The organism is Spirillospora sp. NPDC048911, from assembly GCF_043198015.1.
GTDB lineage: Bacteria > Actinomycetota > Actinomycetes > Streptosporangiales > Streptosporangiaceae > Spirillospora.
Map to the genome: position 1 here is coordinate 89365 of NZ_JBICUD010000012.1, position 18386 is coordinate 107750.

Sequence of the window (18386 nt, forward strand, 5' to 3'; positions counted from 1 at the left end):
GGTGACGATCGACGACCTGGACGCGCGGCTGCTGGAGCTGTTCGCCGCCGAGCCGCGGATCGGCGTGCTGGAGGCGTCGCGGCGCCTCGGCGTCGCGCGCGGCACGGTGCAGGCGCGGCTCGACCGGCTGGTGCGGGACGGCGTGATCCGGAGCTTCGGGCCGGAGGTCGATCCGGGCGCGCTGGGCTATGGGGTGACCGCGTTCGTGACCCTGCAGATCAGGCAGGCCGGCGGGCACGATCCGGTGGCGGAACGGCTGGCCGGGGTGCCGGAGGTGATCGAGGCGCACACGATCACCGGGGAGAACGACATGCTCTGCCGCGTGGTGGCCCGCAGCAACCAGGACCTGCAACGGGTCATCGACATGATCGTCGATGTGGAGGGGGTGGAGCGGGCGTCCTCGGTGATCTCGCTGGCCACCCAGGTGCGGCAGCGCGCGCTCCCGCTCGTCCGGGCGGCGGCGGGCAGGCGGACGGGCGGGCAGGGGAGGGCCGGAAGCGCGGCGAGGCCTGGAAAAACCGGCGGTCCGCCACCCCGGATGGAGCGGCGGACCGACTAGAAGTCTTCGAATGCGGCTAGCCCGCTCATGGGTGGGCGGGGGCCGCGATAAAGGCCCGGCCTGCGATCCCCCTGGTCAAGGGGGAAGAGATTAAGCGCCCTGGTACGGCGTGGCGTCCAGGATCTCGACGGTCATGCTGCGACCGTTGGGCAGGGAGTACGACGCCTTCTCGCCCACCTTCTTGCCGTTGATCGCGGCGCCCAGCGGGGACTTGGGGGAGTAGACGTCGATGGGGGCGCCGCTCTCCTCGCGCGAGGCGAGCAGGAAGGTGACCTCCTCGTCGTCGCCCTCGAAGGAGATCGTGACGGTCATGCCCGGGCCGACGACCCCTTCGGTGCGCGGCGCCTCGCCGACGCGCGCGTTCTCCAGGATGCTCTGCAGCTGGAGGATGCGACCCTCGATCTTGCCCTGCTCCTCCTTGGCCGCGTGGTAGCCGCCGTTCTCGCGCAGGTCGCCCTCTTCCCGCGCCGCCTCGATCTTCGCTGCGATCTCGATGCGGCCCGGGCCCGACAGATGGTCCAGCTCAGACTTGAGCCGGTCGTACGCCTCCTGGGTCAGCCAGGTGACGTTGTCAGCGCGGGTCTCGGTCACGGATACTCCTCATCCACATGAAATGCGGCCGGGTGAAACCTCTAGCCTATCCGGTGTGCAGAGGTAAAGGTTCCCCCTTGAGGCCCCCTGCAACCGGCCATCCACCGGCGGGCTTCCACCAGCCGATTCACACCTTGCGGCAGCTCTCGACGCGGGCTCCGTTGGCCCGCTTGCTCGTCGGGAGCACGTCCGTCCGCGTGATGGTCTTGGTCCCGGGCGGCACGGTGATCTCCCGCTTGCCGACCACGGCGAAGTCGGTGTCGAACGCGTCCACCACGCAGCGCACCTCGTCGGCCTCGCCCTTGGAGACCGAATACTTGATCTGCACGGACGAGTCGCTCAGTACGCTGTAGGTGATCGTCTGCTTGGCGATGCCGGGCTGCTGCCCCACGTTCGCCATGATGATCGCCCAGCCGCCCGCGCAGACGGCGGCGAGCAGGCCGATCACCACCAGGCCGAACTTGCCGCGGCGGGATGAGGTCGGTGCGGCTGGGGCGCTCGTGGCCATCGCGGGGAATCTCCGTGCGGGGTGCGGACGTTGTCAGGAACAATTCTCTTCCGTCGTGGCGAGTGCTCCGCACCGGGGTCCGCCAAGAGCCTCCAGAGGGAGATCCCGAGGTGCCCGAGCAGGTGTCCGAACCGCTGCGGCTCATGGCCGTGCACGCCCACCCTGACGACGAGTCGAGCAAGGGTGCGGCGACCATGGCCCGCTACGTCGCGGACGGGGTCGAGGTGCTCGTCGTCACCTGCACCGGCGGCGAACGCGGCGACATCCTCAACCTGGCGATGGACCGCCCCGAGATCAAAGCCGACATCGGCAAGGTCCGCGAGGAGGAGATGGCGCGGGCGCGTGAGATCCTCGGCGTCCGGCAGAGCTGGCTGGGCTTCGTCGACTCCGGCTTCCCGGAGGGCGACCCGCTGCCGCCGCTGCCCGAGGGCTGCTTCGCCCTGGAGCCCCTCGACGCCGCCACCGAGCCGCTGGTGAAGGCCGTCCGCGAGTTCCGGCCGCACGTGATGCTCACCTACGACGAGAAGGGCGGCTACCCGCACCCCGACCACGTGAAGACCCACGAGGTCTCGGTGGAGGCGTTCGAGGCCGCGGGCGACCCCGACCGCTACCCGGGCACCGGCGAGCCGTGGCAGCCGCTCAAGCTCTACTACCACATGACCTTCACCAAGGACCGGCTCGTCGCGCTCGACAGCGCGATGACCAAGGCCGGGATCGAGTCGCCCTACGGCGAGTGGCTCAAGAACATGGAGGGCCGGCCGCAGCCGTGGGCGGTGACGACCCGCGTGCAGTGCGCCGACCACTTCGAGACGCGCGACCAGGCGCTGCTCGCCCACGCCACCCAGATCGACCCGAACGGCTTCTGGTTCGTGTGCCCGCTGGACCTCCAGCGTGAGGCATGGCCGACGGAGGACTACCATTTGGCCAGGTCCCTGGTCGACACCGAGCTGCCGGAGGACGACCTGTTCGCCGGTATCCGGGAGAAGGTGGCTTTGTAGTGTTCCCGCTGGCCATGCCGTTGAACGATGACACCGTCACGCCGGGCTTCCTCGGCTTCGGGGTCTTCCTCGCCCTGGTCGTCGCCCTGGTCTTCCTGATCCGCTCGATGAACAAGCAGATCGGCAGGATCCAGGCGCCGCGCGAGGCCGACCTCAAGCAGCGGGAGTGGGAGGCGGCGCAGTCCGCCAAGGCCGCGAAGCCGTCGCCGTCCGCGCCGTCCGCCACGTCCGCGAAGGCCGCGCCGTCCCCCAAGGCCGACGCGGAGCCCGCCGAAAAGGAGAGCGGCGGCACCGCCTGACCTTCGTCTCGGGCATGATCGGCCCGTGAGTTCTCTGTTCCCCGGCCCCCTCCGAGACCGCGACGGCGCGGCGCGGGTCACGCCGTTCGAGCTGTTCTTCGATCTCGTCTTCGTCTTCGCGGTGACGCAGCTGTCGCATCGGCTGCTGGAGCACCTGACGCCGCGCGGCGCCGCCGAGACGCTGCTGTTGCTGCTCGCCGTCTGGTGGGCGTGGATGTACACCAGCTGGACCACCAACTGGTTCGACCCGGACAACCAGCGCAACCGGATCATGCTCGCGGGCGTGATGCTCGCCAGCATGATCATGTCGGCGTCGATCCCGCACGCCTTCGACGACGGCCGGGCGCTGTGGTTCGCGGGCGCCTACGTGGCGGTGCAGGCGGGCCGGACGTTCTACGTGGTGGTCGTGACCCGGCGCCACGAGCTCGGGCCCAACTTCCGGCGCATCATGGTCTGGATCGCCGTCCCGGCGACCGTCTGGATCGCCGGCGCGCTGGTGGACGACCAGGCCCGCATCTGGTTCTGGACCGCGGCGGTCGTCCTGGAGTACGCCGGGCCCTGGGCGGGGTACCGGGTTCCCGGGCTGGGGCGGTCCCGGACGACGGACTGGACGATCGACGGCGAGCACATGGCCGAACGGTGCCGGCTCTTCACGATCATCGCGCTCGGCGAGTCCCTGCTGATCACCGGCGCCACGTTCGCCGGTCATGACCCGACCGCCGCGACCACGCTGGCGATGGTGCAGGCCTTCCTCACCGCGGCGGCGATGTGGTGGCTCTACTTCGACCGGGCCGCCGACGCCGCGGCCGAGCTCATCGCCGGATCCGACGACCCCGGACGGCTGGGCCGGATCGCCTACACGTTCGTGCACCTCCCGATGATCGCCGGCATCATCGTCACCGCCGTGGGGGACGAGCTCGTGATGGCGCACCCGGGAGGCCACGTGAGCGGCGGCACCGCCGCCGTCGTGCTGGGCGGCCCGGCGCTCTTCGTCTTCGGCCACGCGCTCTTCAAGCGGGTCGTCTTCGGTCATCTCACCGCCGTCAGGGTCACCGCGGTCCTCGCGCTCGCCGCCCTGGGCCTGACCTACTCCTTCGTCACCCCGCTGTTCCTGGCGTGCGCCTCGACCGCCGTCATGGTGATCCTGGCCGTCTGGGACGTCCTGACCGTACGGGCCTTCCTCCGCCGGCAGCAGTCCGAGGCGGAGGCCGGGATCGTCGCCGTCACGCCTTCCGGTGGTCCCAGCTGACGACGCGGTCGGGCTCCATCACGATGATGACCCGCTTGGCCAGCGACTGTTCGAGGGCCGCGGCGAACTCGGGCTCGATGGGGGCGCCCATCTCGGGCACCGGCATCCCCGCCAGGCGGGCGCCGACGACCGCGCCCACCTGGAGGCGGATCGCGGGGTCCTCGATGACGCGGCCCTGCCCGTAGAGGGCGGCGCCGCGCAGCTCGCCGTACTCGTCGCCGTCCTCGACCAGGCAGGTCATGGTCGGATTGCGGCGCAGGTTGAGGACCTTCTGCGAGGACTTGTACGTGGAGAAAGCGATCTTGCCGTCGAGCAGCGCGTAGAACATCGTGACCAGGTGCGGCTCGCCGTCCTTGCCGACCGTGGCGACCTGCACCTTGTACGAGGAGGTCAGGAAGTCCGCGGTCTCGGCGGGCGTCATCTTGATCTTGTCTCGCTTGCTGCTGCCCACGGGCGCACCTCCGGGGTAAGGGCTCACTTGCGGCGACTCTCGGCAGAATATCGTTCGGCTGCCGGACCGCCGGGCGGCACCATGGAGGGATGTCCGTTCGCGATCTCGTCGTGCTCGGGTCCGCCAGCGCGGTGCCCACGAAGTCCCGTAACCACAACGGCTATCTGCTGCGCTGGGACGGGCACGGCCTGCTGTTCGACCCGGGCGAGGGGACGCAGCGGCAGATGTCCTTCGCCGGGGTGACCGCGAGCGACGTGACGTGGATCTGCGTGACGCACTTCCACGGCGACCACTGCCTGGGGGTCCCGGGGATCGTGCAGCGCATCGCCCGCGACGGCGTCGAGCACCGGGTGGACGCGGCGTTCCCGGCGAGCGGCGCGCAGTACTGGGAGCGGCTCCGGTACGCGACCCCCTTCCGGGGCACCGAGGTCATCAAGGAGCAGCCCGTCTCGGGTGAACGGATGGCCCTCGACACCGGCGACGCGCCGTTCGGCCTGACCGCGCGGAGGTTGTCGCATCCGGTCGAGGCGTACGGCTACCGGCTGGAGGAGCCCGACGGCGTGACGATGAAGCCCGCCCTCCTCGCGGCGCACGGGCTGCGCGGCCCGCTCGTCCGGAGGCTCCAGGAGGAGGGCGAGGTCGTCGCTCCGGACGGGCGCACGGTGACCCTGGCGGAGTGCAGCGTCCCGCGGCCCGGTCAGAAGGTCGCGTTCATCATGGACACCCGGCTCTGCGACGGCGTGCACGAGCTGGCGGCGGACGTGGACCTCCTGATCATCGAGTCGACGTTCCTCGACGAGGACGCCGCGCTGGCGGCCGCTTACGGCCATCTGACCGCACGGCAGGCGGGCGAGGTGGCGGCGGCCGCGGGCGTGCGGCGGCTCGTGCTGACCCATATCTCGGAGCGTTACCGCGCGGAGAACGAGCCGCGCTTCGTCGAGCAGGCGGCCGCCGCGTACGGCGGGGACATCGTGCTCGTCCACGATCTCGACCGGGTCGTCCTGCCGCCGCGGCGCCGCGCCTGACGCCTTGATCGGCCCGAAAAGCAAGCGGTAGGCGACTATCGGCATCTTTGGCGGGTCTTTCGTCGCGCGCTGTTGTCATGGGGGCATGTCGCCGACCCGGAGTGCCGCCGTGCTGCTTGTGCTCCTGACCATTGCGTCCTGTGATTCAGCGGAGACGGAACGGGCCTCTACAGCGACCCCCGTGCGAAGCGAGCCGGACGCCGCGAGGCCACGTCCAAGCGAGACCCCGCCGCCGAGCCCGCGTCCCGTCCGGAAGGCCGGGCCGAAGACGCCTGGCTTCTGGGGCAAGCCGGTGCTCGTGGACGGTTTCGACGGCGATCGTGTCGACACCTCGAAGTGGCTGGTCTACGACTACCCGAACGCCAGGACGAACCCGCGTACCAAGGCCGCCACCAAGGTCGAGGACGGCACGCTCAAGCTCACCGGCGGCATCTACAAGGGCAAGGATCTGTCCGGCGGCATCGCCTCTCACCTCAACCTGACGCACGGCCGCTGGGAGGTGCGCATGCGCGCCGAGAAGGGCGTCGGCTACTCGGCGGTCGCCCTGCTGTGGCCGGAGGTCTTCGGCAGGCCCGAGTACGCGGAGATCGACTTCGCCGAGGTCATCGACGCGACCAGGCAGAACGTGGGGATCTTCATCCACCACGGGCCGGGCAACACGATGCGGCCCCACAACATCCGGACCGACGCCACCGAATGGCACACCTACGCGGTCGACTGGCTCCCGCACAGCCTCACGTTCTGGATGGACGGTAAGAAGGTGTGGAGCTACCGCGGCCCGTTGACGCCCGAACGCAGCAAGATGGGCCTCGCCTTGCAGAACGACCAGGTGTGCGACCGCGGCCGCGGCTTCTGCCGGACCCGCGGCACCCCCAAATGGGTCACCATGCACGTCGACTGGGTCAAGATCTACAAACACCCGAAGTGAGGCGGGAGCCGGATCGGGCAGGATCGGGGCATGAACCGCCTCAAGGACGCGACGAGCCCGTACCTGCTGCAGCACGCGGGCAATCCGGTGGACTGGTGGGAGTGGAACGACGAGGCGTTCGCCGAGGCCCGGCGGCGCGACGTCCCGATCCTCCTGTCGGTCGGCTATGCCGCCTGCCACTGGTGCCACGTGATGGCGCACCAGTCGTTCGAGGACGTCCAGACGGCGCGGCTCATGAACTCGTTGTTCGTCAACATCAAGGTGGACCGGGAGGAGCGGCCGGACGTCGACGCCGTTTACATGGAGGCCACCCAGGCGATGACGGGCCAGGGCGGCTGGCCGATGACGGTGTTCATGACGCCGGACGGGCACCCGTTCTACTGCGGCACGTACTTCCCCCGGCCGCAGTTCCAGGCGCTCCTGAACGCGGTCCACAAGGCGTGGACGGAGCAGCGGGACGAGGTCGTGGGGCAGGGGCAGCAGGTCGTGACGGCTCTCGCCGCCCAGCGGCCGGCCTTGGGCGGGGCGCAGCCGCCGGGGGAGGAGTTGCTCGCGGCGGCGGTCAGGTCGCTGGCGGGGTCGTACGACAAGGCCCGGGGCGGTTTCGGGGGAGCGCCGAAGTTCCCGCCGTCGATGGCGCTGGAGTTCCTGCTGAGGCACCACGCGCGCACGGGTGACGACGAGGCCCTCGCCATGGCCGGGCACACCCTGGAGGCGATGGCGCGGGGCGGCATGTACGACCAGCTCGGTGGGGGCTTCGCGCGCTACTCGGTGGACGACGCGTGGATCGTCCCGCACTTCGAGAAGATGCTCTACGACAACGCGCTGCTGGCGAGGGTCTACGCGCACTGGTGGCGGCTGACGGGGAGTCCCTTCGCGCGCCGGATCGCGCTGGAGACGTGCGACTGGATGCTGCGCGACCTGCGTACGGAACAGGGCGGGCTGGCCTCTGCCCTGGACGCCGACAGTGAGGGTGTCGAGGGCAAGTTCTACGTCTGGACGCCCCAGGAACTGCGCGTCCTGCTGGGTGATGACGACGGCGCCTATGCCGAGGAGCTGTTCGACGTCACCGGGACGTTCGAGCACGGGACATCGGTCCTGCAACTGCTGCGCGACCCCGAGGACCTCGAACGGTACGCGCGGGTGCGGGCGGAGCTGCTCGCCGCGCGGGAGCAGCGGGTGCCCCCGGCACGGGACGACAAGATCGTCGCGGCCTGGAGCGGCCTGGCGATCGCGGCACTGGCCGAATGCGGGGCCTTGTTCGGCCGTCCGGACCTGGTGGCCGCCGCGGAGGAGGTCGCCCGGCTCCTCGAACGCCTGCACATCGCGGACGGGCGGCTCGTGCGGACGTCGCGCGATGGCGTCGCGGGAGCGAATGCCGGCGTTCTGGAGGACTACGCGGACGTGGCCGAGGGGTTTCTGACGCTCCAGGGCGTCACGGGCGACGCGAAGTGGGTCCGGCTGGCCGGCGAGCTGCTCGGCACGGTGCTCGAACGGTTCGAGGACGGGGCGGGCGGGTTCTTCGACACCGCCGACGACGCCGAACGGCTGTTCCGGCGGCCGCAGGACCCGACCGACAACGCGACCCCGTCCGGGCAGTTCGCGGCGGCGGGCGCCCTGCTGTCGTACGCGGCGCTGACCGGCTCGGAACGGCATCGGGAGGCGGCGGCCGGCGCGCTCGGGCCCGTGACCTTGCTGGCCGAGAAGGCCGCGCGGTTCGCCGGGTGGGGCCTGGCGGTGACCGAGGCGTACACCGAGGGGCCGCTGGAGGTCGCCGTCGTGGGCGACCGGGACGACGAGCGGACGAGGGCGTTGCACCAGACGGCGCTGATGGCGGTGTCTCCCGGCGCGGTGGTGACCGTGGGCGAGCCGGGCGGCTCGGAGATCCCGTTGCTCGAAGGGCGGGGCCTCGTCGACGGGGCGCCCGCCGCCTACGTGTGCCGGGGGTTCGTGTGCCGCCTGCCGGTGACGGCCACGGCTGATCTCGTCCGCGAACTACGAGGTCGACCGGCCTGACGTACCGGGCAGCCGGAGAGGGCGGCTAGTTTGTCATGGAGTGACCTTGATCTCAGTGACGCTTGGTGTTACCAATGGGTAACGGAGCTGGGGCTGACTGATTGCGGCCGTCCATGTCAGGGTGGCGTGCGGTGCGCCGGGTATCTGGACGGTGGTCACCTTTGTGAGCCATAGTCGTCAAGGTTGACCAACGAGGGAGTGTTGCCGTGCGCAGGCCGGACCGCCGGGTTCTTCCGACGATCATCGGCGTTTCGGTGCTGACCACGCTCGCCGTCAACACGGCGGTGCTGGTCGCGCACGATCAGGGCGGCACACCCGAGGCCACACCCCAGACCTCGCGGCAGCAGTTCGTCGCCGCCTCCGGCAACTACCAGCTGTCACCGACCGCTCTCGCGCCGCTCGGCAAACGCCTGTCGCCGCATGTGCTCGTCGCCGCGCCCGGCACGCTGCCGCCCGAGGTGGTCGAGAGGGTGCGCAAGGTCAAGGGTGTGCGGGGCGTCGAGATCGTCGACGCGGTCCAGGCGATGGTCGCGGGCAAGCGGGTGGGCGTGCTGGGCGTCGAGCCCTCCACGTTCCGCAACTACACGCCCAAGCCGACCGCCCAGTCCGACGCGCTGTGGCGCAACATCGCCGGCGGTGACGTGGCGATCTCGTTCACCATGGGCAACGACGGCGGGGTCCAGCTCGGCGCGCAGATCCCGGTGGGCGGCAAGCAGAAGCAGTCGAACCTGCGCGTCGGCGCGTACGCCACCATGGGCATCGCCGACGTCGACGCGGTGATCTCGCACGCCAGCGCCCGGTCGCTCGGCATGCCGACCTCCAACGCGATGCTGGTCAGCGCGCCGAAGGTCAAGGCGGCCACGCTCGTCAAGCACCTGCGCAAGCTGCTGCCCAAGCAGGCCCGCGCGGTGGAGGTCAGCCCCAAGATCGATTACCCGGAGGCGCAGAAGCTGCCGAGCGCCAACGGCCAGGTGATGACCGCGCAGCAGGTCCAGACGGTGATCCGCGCCGCCCACACCCGCCTCGGCTGGCCCTACGTCTGGGGCGGCGAGTCGGAGAAGGAGGGCGGCTACGACTGCTCCGGGCTGATGCAGTACGCCTTCGCCCGGGCGGGCATCAGGCTGCCGCGCGTGGCCGCCGACCAGGCGCGGGCCGGCTGGGTGATCCCCTACAACAAGGCGCAGCCCGGCGACATGCTCATCTGGGCGAACGACCCGACCGCGCCGGGCTACATCTCGCACATCGCGCTCTACCTGGGCAACGGCAAGATGCTGGCCGCCCCGCGCCGTGGCACGGTCGTCCAGATCCAGGACGTCTACACCCGCAACATGCGCGGCGCCGTCCGGGTCAACCCGCGGCAGGCCGCTGGGCTTGCTTAGCTTCGCGGCCTCGATGGCCGCGCCCTGAGGGCGCGGCCATCGAACCGCAAAGCGGGCGAACGCGACATCGCTTCGCGATCTCTCGTGAAGCTTCGCCTTCGGCTCGCTTCACGACCCGTTAGCGCGTTCGCGTGCGGGCTGGGGTGTCAGAGCGGGAAGCCTCTGGCGACGAGTTCGAGGTTGTGGTCGATCAGGCCGGGCAGGTTCTCGATCTCGACCTTGCCGTCCAGCCAGGCGTACATCGCCGCCTGGAGGACGCCGAGGAGCGCCCAGGTGAACGCCTCGACGTCCAGGTCGTCCGCGGGGCGTCCGGTCCGTTCGGCGACGATCTCCTTGAGCACGGCGTGCGTGCCCTCCCGCAGTGACTCGGTGGTGCGGGCGCGCAGCGCGGGCACCTGGGCGGTCAGCCGCATCCGGGCGATGACGGTGTCCATGTCGCCGGCGAGCATCTGCGGCAGGATCTCGCGGAACGTGGCGCGCAGCGCGTCGATGACGCCGGCCCCGGCCGGCTGGGCCCGGAAGATCTCCGCCATGATTGGGTCGTACTCGTCGGTGATGACGACGTCTTCCTTGGTCGGGAAGTAGCGGAAGAACGTGCTCGGAGAGATCTCCGCGGCCTCGGCGATCTGCTCGACCGTCGTCTCGTCGTAGCCCTGCTCGACGAAGAGCCGGAGGGCGTGGTCCTGGATCGCCCGCCGGGTCTTCAGCTTCTTGCGCTCCCGGAGCGGAAGCCGCTCCAGCCGGTCCTGGAGCCGGTCGATGGCGTGCTCAGGAAGCGACGTGCTCATGGTCCGATTCTGGGCTATCGGCGGCCGTCCGCGCACGTTCCGGCGGCGGCTGGAAGATCCAGAGCAGCAGCGCGACGACGAGGGCGGCGAGCGCGCAGACCGCCAGCGCCGCGTTCATCCCGTGCACGTAGGCGTCCTGGGCGGAGGCCAGCAGGCGGGCGTCCCCGAGCCGTTCGGCCACGGCGGCGGCCCCGCCGATCGAGTCGCGTGCCCTGCCGGCCGCCTCCGCGGGCAGGCCGCCCAGCTCGACGCGGTCGCGGTAGACGACCGACAGGAGGCTGCCCAGCCCGGCGATGCCCAGCGCGGCGCCCGTCTGCCGCAGGGTCTGGACCAGGCCCGAGCCGCGGCCGGCCTGGTCGTCGGGGAGGCGGCTCAGCACGACGTCCATGGCCGGGATCATGGTCAGCCCCACCCCGACGCCCAGGACCGACAACCACATCGCGGTCGAGGAGTAGGTGTCGTGGACGTCGGTCAGCGCGCCCCAGCCGAGTCCGGCGGCCAGCAGGAACAGCCCGGTGACGATCAGCGGCTTGTGCCCGGTGCGCCCGGTCAGCCGCTCGGTCGCCAGGCCGCCCGCCATGAGGCCGAGGAGCATCGGGATCAGCCGCAGGCCCGTGTCGAAGACGCCGTTGCCCTGCACGACCTGGAGGTACTGCGGGAGGACGAAGAGGGCGCCGGCCATGACGACCGTCCCCAGCGTCCCGGCGATCACGGCCCAGGTGAAGGCGGGGTCGCGGAACAGCCCGACGTCCATCATCGGCTGGGCGAGGCGCCGCTCCCACCGGACGAACGCGATGAGCAGGACGAGACCGGCCCCGATCGAGCCGATGATGACCGGGTCGCTCCAGCCGTCGGCCGGGCCCTCGGTGATGCCGTACACCAGCCCCGTGAGCCCGCTGACCGACAGCAGCGTGCCCACCACGTCCAGGCGAGGGGCGCTGGTGTCGCGGGACTCCGGGAGCAGGACGGCGACGGCGACCGCGCCCACCGCGACCACGGGCACGTTGATCAGGAAGATCGAGCCCCACCAGAAGTGCTCCAGCAGCCAGCCGCCGAGCAGCGGCCCGAGGGGCAGGCCGAGCGCCATGGAGGCCGACCAGATCGCGACCGCGCGGGTGCGCTCCGCCGGCGGGAAGATCGACGGCAGGATCGACATCGACAGCGGCATCATGATCCCCGCGCCCACGCCCATGAACGCGCGCGCGACGATGACCTCCGCCGGGCCCCCGGCGAGCGCGCCGCCGAGCGAGGCGAGGCCGAAGACCGCCATCCCGAGGAGCAGCAGGCGCTTGCGGCCGAACCGGTCGCCCAGGAGCCCGGCGGGAAGCAGCAACGCCGCGAAGACCAGCACGTACGAGTCGACGATCCACTGCAGTTCGCTCGTGCCGGCGTCCAGGTCCGCCGAGAGCGTGGCCAGGGCCACGTTCAGGATCGTCAGGTCGAAGCCCAGCGCCAGCAGGCTGAGCGCGAGCGCGCCCAGACTCCACCATCGCCGCGAGCCGCCGCTGATTTTCATGACTCTCACCTCCAAAAAGAAGTTTCTATGAAATGAGAGTAACTCTCAAAAGATGGCGAGAGTCAATATGGTCCCCCTCATGGACTGTGGCGGAAAGGAGATGTAATTTTGATTACATGAATACGAGCGAAGCAGCGGAGACGGTGCGGGCCTGGTTCTCCGGGCGGCTTCCCGAGAACTGGTTCGAGGCGGTGCCCGAGGTCGTCCTGGACCGGGAAGAGGTCAGCGTCGTCGGCCGGCTGCCGCTGCCCGCGGCCGCCGGCGACCTCGCCGGCACCGAGCGGGCCGCCGCCGTGGCGGGCCACATCCAGCGTTTCCGCGAGGACACCCGCGACCAGCGCATCGCCATCGCCCGCGAGGCCGAGCACCGGTTCGGCCACAAGGTGTCGTGGGGCGTCGAGTGCGACGACCAGCGAGAGATGTTCACGACGCTCTCGGTGCCCGTCATGACCCGGCTCCGGCAGCCCGAACGCCGCGTCCTGGACACCCTGGTCGACGCGGGCGTCGCGCGCAGCCGCAGCGACGCCCTGGCCTGGTGCGTGCGCCTGGTCGGCAAGAACACCGACGAGTGGCTCGGCGAGCTGCGCACCGCCCTGGAGTACGTCGAACGCGCACGGGCCGCCGGACCGCAGGCCTGATCGTCCGGCGTCCCCGGCCGGATTTCATTACATGATCACTAGTGTCACTGGGTGTGATCATGGTGGTGGGCTGGCCTACTGTGCCGGACGTGGGGGGACTTCGCTGTCTTGACGGATCATCGCTCGCGGTGGTGCCGGTCGCGTCGCGCGACCGCGGCGGCACGCCGTTCGAGGTCACGCTGGAGCTGCGGCGCGACGGGGACTCGTTCGGCGCGGTGGGGGAGCGCTGCGGCTACTTCCTCGCCGAGCTCGCCGGCCGGGTGGCCGCCGCGCGCGCCGGGGAATCGCCGCAGGCGGCCGCGTGGCCCGATCCCGACGACCGGTTCCCCGACCCGCCGAACGCCCGCGGCGTCCGCGAGCCCGAGCTCTTCGCCTTCCGCTACCGCGACCGGGGGGACGTGGCGAGCACGGGGGAGCTGCGCTGCGCGCTGCGCACCTCCTCGGTGTGGATCGAGCGGCAGGGCACCGGCCTGGGCGCCTGGCGCGTCGCCCGCCGCGCGGTGATCGAGGCCTGGGGCTCGGGCGGGCGCGGCGTCCGGGCCGTGCTCACCTCGGCTGAGCTGCACGGCTTCCTGGCCGACCTCCTCGCCGACGCCGAACGGGCTGGGGCCGGCTACCGCGAACAGTGGCCGCGGGTTCGCCGCTGACCGTCCCGCGAACTGATCGTCCCAGTGCGGTGGCCGGGCCTGGTCGCCTGCGTAAATACCGGAGACGGTGGGACAACCGTCACGTCCGGGCCATAATTAGGCGTCGTTCTAGGGAACACGGCGGGACGGGGAGCACATGGGTGTGGGGCGGCGTGCGAGGCTGACCGGCGCGATCAAGAGCAGCGTCGCGTACGGAGCGGTACGGGACGTCGCGTACCGGATGTACGAGCGCCGGGTGGAGTCGTCGCTGCCCACCGACATCGTCCCCCGCCATGTCGGCGTGATCCTGGACGGCAACCGGCGCTGGGCGCGCTCGATGGGCATGGCCGACGTCAACACCGGCCACCAGGCGGGCGCCGACAAGATCTCCGAGCTGCTGCACTGGTGCACCGAGGCCGGGGTCGAGGTGGTCACGCTGTGGCTGCTGTCCACCGACAACCTGGGCCGGCCCGCCAAGGAGCTCGAACCGCTCCTGGCGATCATCGAGAAGACCGTCCGCAACCTCGCCGCCGACGGCTGGCACGTCAAGCCGGTCGGCGCCCTCGATCTCCTGCCCGACAAGACCGCACGTGTCCTGAAAGATGCCGGAGAGGCGACATCCGACGCTCCCGGGCTGATTGTGAACGTCGCGGTTGGGTATGGAGGTAGACGTGAGATCGCTGATGCGGTGCGCTCACTGCTCCTCGAGCAGGCGGGCAAAGGCACCAGCATCGAGGAGCTCGCCGAGGTCCTCGATGTTGAGCACATCGCTGAGCATCTCTACACGCGCGGCCAGCCGGACCCCGATCTGGTCATCCGTACCTCGGGGGAGCAACGCCTCTCCGGCTTCATGCTCTGGCAGAGCGCCCATTCGGAGTTCTACTTCTGCGAGGTCCACTGGCCGGACTTCCGCAAGGTCGACTTCCTGCGGGCGATCCGCTCGTATGCCGCGCGGCACCGGCGCTACGGTTCCTAAGGATCATCCATCCCTGATCACCGCCCCAGGCCCGGCACGGCCGTACGGGGGCGGACTGGCGCGCCACGGGCAGTTCCCCAGAAACAGGGAGATCGAGTGGCCACATCCTCCACGCGCCGTCCCGCCTCCGGGAACCCCGGGCCGATCGGTCCGGACCGGCGCACGTACGTCCTCGACACCAGCGTCCTGCTCGCCGACCCGGGGGCGATGACCCGGTTCGCCGAGCACGAGGTCGTACTTCCCATCGTCGTCATCTCCGAACTCGAGGCCAAGCGGCACCATCCGGAGCTTGGCTACTTCGCCCGGGAGGCCCTGCGCACCCTTGACGACCTGCGGTTGGAGCACGGCCGGCTGGACGAGGCGCTGCCCATCGGCGCGCAGGGCGGCACCATCAGGGTCGAGCTCAACCACTCGGACCCGAGCGTGCTGCCCGACGGCTTCCGGCTGGGCGACAACGACACCCGGATCCTGTCGGTGGCGAGCTGGCTGGCCAAGGAGGGCCGCGACGTCGTCCTGGTCTCCAAGGACCTGCCGATGCGGGTGAAGGCCTCGGCCGTCGGGCTCACCGCGGAGGAGTACCGCGCCGAGCTCGCCGTGGTGGAGTCCGGCTGGACCGGGATGCGCGAGCTGGAGGTGCCGGCGGGGCAGATCGAGGAGCTGTACGAGTCGGGGCGGGCCGATCTGGAGGAGACACGGGACCTGCCCGCGCACACCGGCCTGCGGCTGCTGTCCGAGCGGGGTTCGGCGCTGGCGCGGGTGCAGGCCGACAAGTCGGTGCGGCTCGTCCGCGGCGACCGGGAGGTCTTCGGGCTGCGCGGCCGGTCCGCCGAGCAGCGGATCGCGCTGGACCTGCTCCTGGACGACGAGGTGGGCATCGTCTCGCTCGGCGGCCGGGCGGGCACCGGCAAGTCGGCACTGGCCCTGTGCGCCGGCCTGGAGGCGGTCCTCGAACGCCGCCAGCACCGCAAGGTGGTGGTCTTCCGGCCGCTGTACGCGGTCGGCGGGCAGGACCTCGGCTACCTGCCGGGCTCGGAGAACGAGAAGATGTCGCCGTGGGCCCAGGCGGTCTACGACACGCTGTCGGCGGTGACCACCCCGGAGGTCGTCGAGGAGGTTTTGGACCGTGGCATGTTGGAGGTCCTGCCGCTGACGCACATCCGGGGCCGGTCGCTGCACGACGCGTTCGTGATCGTGGACGAGGCGCAGTCGCTCGAACGCGGCGTCCTGCTGACCGTCCTGTCGCGGATCGGCGCCGGTTCGCGCGTCGTGCTCACCCACGACGTCGCCCAGCGCGACAACCTGCGGGTGGGGCGGCATGACGGCGTGGCGGCGGTGGTGGAGCGCCTCAAGGGGCATCCGCTGTTCGCGCACGTGACGCTGACCCGTTCGGAACGGTCCCCGATCGCCGCGCTGGTGACCGACATGCTCGGTGACGTGGGCGCCTGATCGGAGGCCCTGGAGACGGGGCTGACCAGCACGTTCGATGAGGGCGCTCCGGCGGTGGCGTGATCACCGCCGGGGCGCCCTCGTCGTGATGAAAGTCGTGATGAAATCCCCTCACCGAGGGTGATGATCAATCATCTCTCGGTCAATTGTGATGAAGGTCACACGAACTAAGGCGAAGGTAAGGAATCCCAGGTCTACCCGCACTTTGCGGGAATTTTGCGGCGAGTTGACAAAGGCCTCACCCGGGGCTTCTGTCTCGTTTTGGTTGCGGAGCACTCCTCGACCTCGGGCATTGTGTCTCCTCGTAAGCACCCCCCGAGCGGTGCGGGCGCGCCTGGCATCCCCTGTCACGCCACGCGGGCCGACGCTCCGCTCCGGGTCCGGACTCGCCCTCGCGGCGGGCGGACGGGCCGGGGGTGGACGCACCTCGTGCGCGTGTCCATGCGCGTGCGACCGTCGGAAGGACCGCCTTGACCGGAGACCACCCCTGGTCCCCTAGGCGAGACGAACGACAGAGCTTCGACCCCCCGGGCCACGAGGACGACGTGAAGGTCGCCGGCGGCATGTACGACGCCCCGGACCCCGGCCGGCCCCTGTCCTCCGCGGGCGACACCGCGAGCCTGCAGGCGGTGCCCGCCGAGCAGGCGCCCGCCGGAGCTCCCGGGCAGGTGCCCGCGGGTGCCGCCGCGCCCCTGGACGCGGAGACGACGCGGGTCGACGCGTTCCCCGCCGGGCCCATGGCCGCCGGTCTCCAGGGGCCGCGCGACAAGGCCGGCCGCGACCAGATCAGCAATGACCGTTCGCCACGGCGCGCGACCCTCCCGTCCGGTCTCGGCCTCAAGGTCGTCGCGGTGGCGGCCGGCGCGGCCGTCCTGGTCGGCGGCGGCGCGGTCGCGGCGTTCGCGCTCACCGGCGACTCCGGCGACGGCAAGGCGGCCGGCGCGACCACGGTCTCCCCGGCCCCGCAGCTCGCCGCCGACGCGCCCCAGGTCGACACCAAGGCGCTGGAGACGCAGCGCCGCCAGGCCGCCTACGAGCGCGCCTCGCGCGCCGCCCGCAGCAAGCCGGGCAAGGCCCCGGCCCTGCGTCCCAAGGGCTCTCCGATCCCCACCAAGAAGCCCGGCGACGACGGCGACGATGGCGGTGGCGACTCGCCGCCCACGGGCGACCCGGTACCGGCCGGTCAGGCGCAGGCGATCGCCAAATCCCTCCTGCCCGGCTACGGCTTCGGCGGCAAGGGCGAGTTCGGCTGCCTGGTCAACCTGTGGAACAGGGAGAGCGGCTGGAACACCCACGCCGCCAACCCGTCGGGCGCGTACGGCATCCCGCAGTCCAAGCCCGGCTCCAAGATGGCCAGCGCGGGGCCCGACTGGCGCAACAACGCCAGGACCCAGATCAAGTGGGGCCTGGGCTACATCAAGAGCCGCTACAAGACCCCTTGCGGTGCCTGGGGCGCCTTCCAGTCCAAGGGTTGGTACTAGAGCCACCTCCGCCATGTGGGGCGGTACGAATCCCACACAGAGGCTCCGGGCGGCCTCCATCCCGGCCGCCCGGCGAGGACCGGCGAGTCCTCTTCGCGGGACACCGTTCCCGCTCTGAATGATGCCGCGCTGACGCGGCCGGCCCCTCGACGGGCCCACAACACGGCACCGGCGTAAAGGACACGCCGGAACGCCTACATCTCAGGCGGAGACGCATTTTCCGGCGTCCCGCCGTCACCTCGGAAATCGTGCACGGCCACCCGATCGCTGGGTGCTGCCCGCACGTGCCCGCGTCCCGGACGTGACCACGTTCCGGACGTTCCGGTGCCCGGTCGCCCCGCCCCCCCAGGGTGAGGCCGCACCAACGAGGTGAAGCCCGCTGGGCCGACCGGCCGCCCGGCACGATGAAAGGTTCGTTTTGGTTCGCAAGTCCCCTCCTTCCTCCGTGAAGCCGGCGCTGCGTCGTTCCGCGACCCTCGCGCTCGCAGCCACGCTGACCTTCGGCGTCGTCGCGGAGACCGTCCCCGCCCAGGCCTCGGCCCCCACCACGGCCACCGTGGTCGCCGCCAAGGCCCAGGCGAAGAAGAAGACCCGCGCCCAGCGCAACCAGGCGATCGCCAAGCCCATGGTGAAGAAGCGCGGCTGGTCGAAGCGGCAGTTCAAGTGCCTGGTGAAGCTCTGGAACCGCGAGAGCCACTGGAACCACAAGGCCCGCAACCGCTCGTCCGGCGCGTACGGCATCGCGCAGGCCCTCCCCGGCCGGAAGATGCGGAGTGCCGGCAAGGACTGGCGGACCAACCCCAAGACCCAGATCAAGTGGGGCCTGGGCTACATCAAGGGCCGCTACGGCACCCCCTGCCGGGCGCTCAGCCACTCCAACTCGCGTGGCTGGTACTGATCTGCCCTGATGGG

The 18386-nt window shown here is 70.8% G+C and carries 19 protein-coding genes; 14 read left to right on the forward strand and 5 right to left on the reverse strand.

The annotated features are described in order from the left end of the window. Position 1 precedes the first annotated feature (1 nt). Positions 2-559 carry an Lrp/AsnC family transcriptional regulator gene (locus ACGFNU_RS41640; RefSeq protein WP_392602147.1) on the forward strand — a complete coding sequence of 186 codons (558 nt, stop codon included), beginning with the start codon at positions 2-4 and terminating at the stop codon, positions 557-559. Between the two features lie 90 nt (positions 560-649). On the opposite strand, the gene greA is transcribed toward ACGFNU_RS41640, so the two are convergent. Both greA and ACGFNU_RS41650 read right to left on the reverse strand, forming a co-directional pair. Further along, entirely contained in the window at positions 650-1150 is a 501-nt protein-coding gene (greA, locus tag ACGFNU_RS41645; RefSeq protein ID WP_151565612.1) for a transcription elongation factor GreA, read from the reverse strand. A gap of 127 nt (positions 1151-1277) precedes the next feature. Continuing rightward, positions 1278-1658 carry a DUF4307 domain-containing protein gene (locus tag ACGFNU_RS41650; protein ID WP_392602148.1) on the reverse strand — a complete coding sequence of 127 codons (381 nt, stop codon included), beginning with the start codon at positions 1656-1658 and terminating at the stop codon, positions 1278-1280. 122 nt (positions 1659-1780) lie between these two features. Here ACGFNU_RS41650 and mca point away from each other — a divergent pair, with 122 nt between their 5' ends. The 3 genes from mca to ACGFNU_RS41665 are packed head-to-tail and all read left to right on the forward strand — an operon-like array spanning position 1781 to position 4204. Next, positions 1781-2656 (forward strand): mycothiol conjugate amidase Mca, encoded by an 876-nt coding sequence (gene mca / locus ACGFNU_RS41655; RefSeq protein WP_392602444.1) that lies wholly within the window; start codon positions 1781-1783, stop codon positions 2654-2656. Beyond that, positions 2656-2955 carry a hypothetical protein gene (locus tag ACGFNU_RS41660; RefSeq protein WP_392602149.1) on the forward strand — a complete coding sequence of 100 codons (300 nt, stop codon included), beginning with the start codon at positions 2656-2658 and terminating at the stop codon, positions 2953-2955. Before mca ends, ACGFNU_RS41660 begins: the two co-directional genes overlap by 1 nt. A 25-nt stretch (positions 2956-2980) precedes the next feature. Further along, complete coding sequence (locus ACGFNU_RS41665; protein WP_392602150.1) at positions 2981-4204, forward strand: low temperature requirement protein A; 1224 nt, start codon at positions 2981-2983, stop codon at positions 4202-4204. Here ACGFNU_RS41665 and ACGFNU_RS41670 read toward each other — a convergent pair. Beyond that, positions 4179-4655, reverse strand: a complete 477-nt coding sequence (locus ACGFNU_RS41670) for a pyridoxamine 5'-phosphate oxidase family protein (RefSeq protein WP_392602151.1) — start codon at positions 4653-4655, stop codon at positions 4179-4181. The two genes, ACGFNU_RS41665 and ACGFNU_RS41670, sit on opposite strands and share 26 nt — an antisense overlap. Before the next feature lie 89 nt (positions 4656-4744). Between ACGFNU_RS41670 and ACGFNU_RS41675 the strand changes: the two genes are divergently transcribed. From ACGFNU_RS41675 to ACGFNU_RS41690, 4 genes are all read left to right on the forward strand, one after another. After that, positions 4745-5680 (forward strand): ribonuclease Z, encoded by a 936-nt coding sequence (locus tag ACGFNU_RS41675; RefSeq protein ID WP_392602152.1) that lies wholly within the window; start codon positions 4745-4747, stop codon positions 5678-5680. 181 nt (positions 5681-5861) lie between these two features. Then, positions 5862-6608, forward strand: coding sequence for a glycoside hydrolase family 16 protein (locus tag ACGFNU_RS41680; protein WP_392602153.1), 747 nt, complete (start codon positions 5862-5864; stop codon positions 6606-6608). A gap of 30 nt (positions 6609-6638) precedes the next feature. Beyond that, positions 6639-8624 carry a thioredoxin domain-containing protein gene (locus ACGFNU_RS41685; protein WP_392602154.1) on the forward strand — a complete coding sequence of 662 codons (1986 nt, stop codon included), beginning with the start codon at positions 6639-6641 and terminating at the stop codon, positions 8622-8624. A 206-nt stretch (positions 8625-8830) separates the two neighbouring features. After that, the gene (locus ACGFNU_RS41690; RefSeq protein ID WP_392602155.1) at positions 8831-10003 is read left to right on the forward strand and encodes a C40 family peptidase; all 1173 of its coding nucleotides are present in this window, start codon (positions 8831-8833) and stop codon (positions 10001-10003) included. A 146-nt stretch (positions 10004-10149) separates the two neighbouring features. Here ACGFNU_RS41690 and ACGFNU_RS41695 read toward each other — a convergent pair whose 3' ends face one another. Further along, on the reverse strand, positions 10150-10791 hold the full coding sequence (locus tag ACGFNU_RS41695) for a TetR family transcriptional regulator (RefSeq protein ID WP_392602156.1): 642 nt from the start codon (positions 10789-10791) through the stop codon (positions 10150-10152). Further along, positions 10772-12307, reverse strand: coding sequence for a DHA2 family efflux MFS transporter permease subunit (locus ACGFNU_RS41700; protein ID WP_392602157.1), 1536 nt, complete (start codon positions 12305-12307; stop codon positions 10772-10774). The genes ACGFNU_RS41695 and ACGFNU_RS41700 overlap by 20 nt, the downstream gene beginning before the upstream one ends. Positions 12308-12423: 116 nt before the next feature. Between ACGFNU_RS41700 and ACGFNU_RS41705 the strand changes: the two genes are divergently transcribed. The 6 genes from ACGFNU_RS41705 (at position 12424) to ACGFNU_RS41730 (ending at position 18372) form a co-directional block, all read left to right on the forward strand. Further along, positions 12424-12945: a hypothetical protein gene (locus tag ACGFNU_RS41705; protein ID WP_392602158.1), complete on the forward strand. Its 522-nt coding sequence runs from the start codon at positions 12424-12426 to the stop codon at positions 12943-12945. 128 nt (positions 12946-13073) lie between these two features. Then, the gene (locus ACGFNU_RS41710; protein ID WP_392602159.1) at positions 13074-13592 is read left to right on the forward strand and encodes a hypothetical protein; all 519 of its coding nucleotides are present in this window, start codon (positions 13074-13076) and stop codon (positions 13590-13592) included. Positions 13593-13728: 136 nt separating this feature from the next. Then, a complete protein-coding gene (locus ACGFNU_RS41715) occupies positions 13729-14547 on the forward strand; it encodes an isoprenyl transferase (protein ID WP_392602160.1) in 819 nt (272 codons plus the stop codon). Between the two features lie 96 nt (positions 14548-14643). After that, the gene (locus ACGFNU_RS41720) at positions 14644-15993 is read left to right on the forward strand and encodes a PhoH family protein (protein WP_392602161.1); all 1350 of its coding nucleotides are present in this window, start codon (positions 14644-14646) and stop codon (positions 15991-15993) included. A gap of 545 nt (positions 15994-16538) precedes the next feature. Then, on the forward strand, positions 16539-17474 hold the full coding sequence (locus ACGFNU_RS41725) for a lytic transglycosylase domain-containing protein (protein ID WP_392602162.1): 936 nt from the start codon (positions 16539-16541) through the stop codon (positions 17472-17474). 445 nt (positions 17475-17919) lie between these two features. Beyond that, positions 17920-18372, forward strand: a complete 453-nt coding sequence (locus tag ACGFNU_RS41730; RefSeq protein WP_392602163.1) for a transglycosylase SLT domain-containing protein — start codon at positions 17920-17922, stop codon at positions 18370-18372. The last annotated feature ends 14 nt before the right edge of the window (positions 18373-18386 follow it).

Bases quoted from the DNA above. Each gene is read 5' to 3' on its own strand.
- ACGFNU_RS41650 (WP_392602148.1), bottom strand. From the start codon at position 1,658: ATGGCCACGAGCGCCCCAGCCGCACCGACCTCATCCCGCCGCGGCAAG.
- ACGFNU_RS41675 (WP_392602152.1), top strand. From the start codon at position 4,745: ATGTCCGTTCGCGATCTCGTCGTGCTCGGGTCCGCCAGCGCGGTGCCC.
- ACGFNU_RS41685 (WP_392602154.1), top strand. From the start codon at position 6,639: ATGAACCGCCTCAAGGACGCGACGAGCCCGTACCTGCTGCAGCACGCG.
- ACGFNU_RS41695 (WP_392602156.1), bottom strand. From the start codon at position 10,791: ATGAGCACGTCGCTTCCTGAGCACGCCATCGACCGGCTCCAGGACCGG.
- ACGFNU_RS41700 (WP_392602157.1), bottom strand. From the start codon at position 12,307: ATGAAAATCAGCGGCGGCTCGCGGCGATGGTGGAGTCTGGGCGCGCTC.
- ACGFNU_RS41705 (WP_392602158.1), top strand. From the start codon at position 12,424: ATGAATACGAGCGAAGCAGCGGAGACGGTGCGGGCCTGGTTCTCCGGG.
- ACGFNU_RS41715 (WP_392602160.1), top strand. From the start codon at position 13,729: ATGGGTGTGGGGCGGCGTGCGAGGCTGACCGGCGCGATCAAGAGCAGC.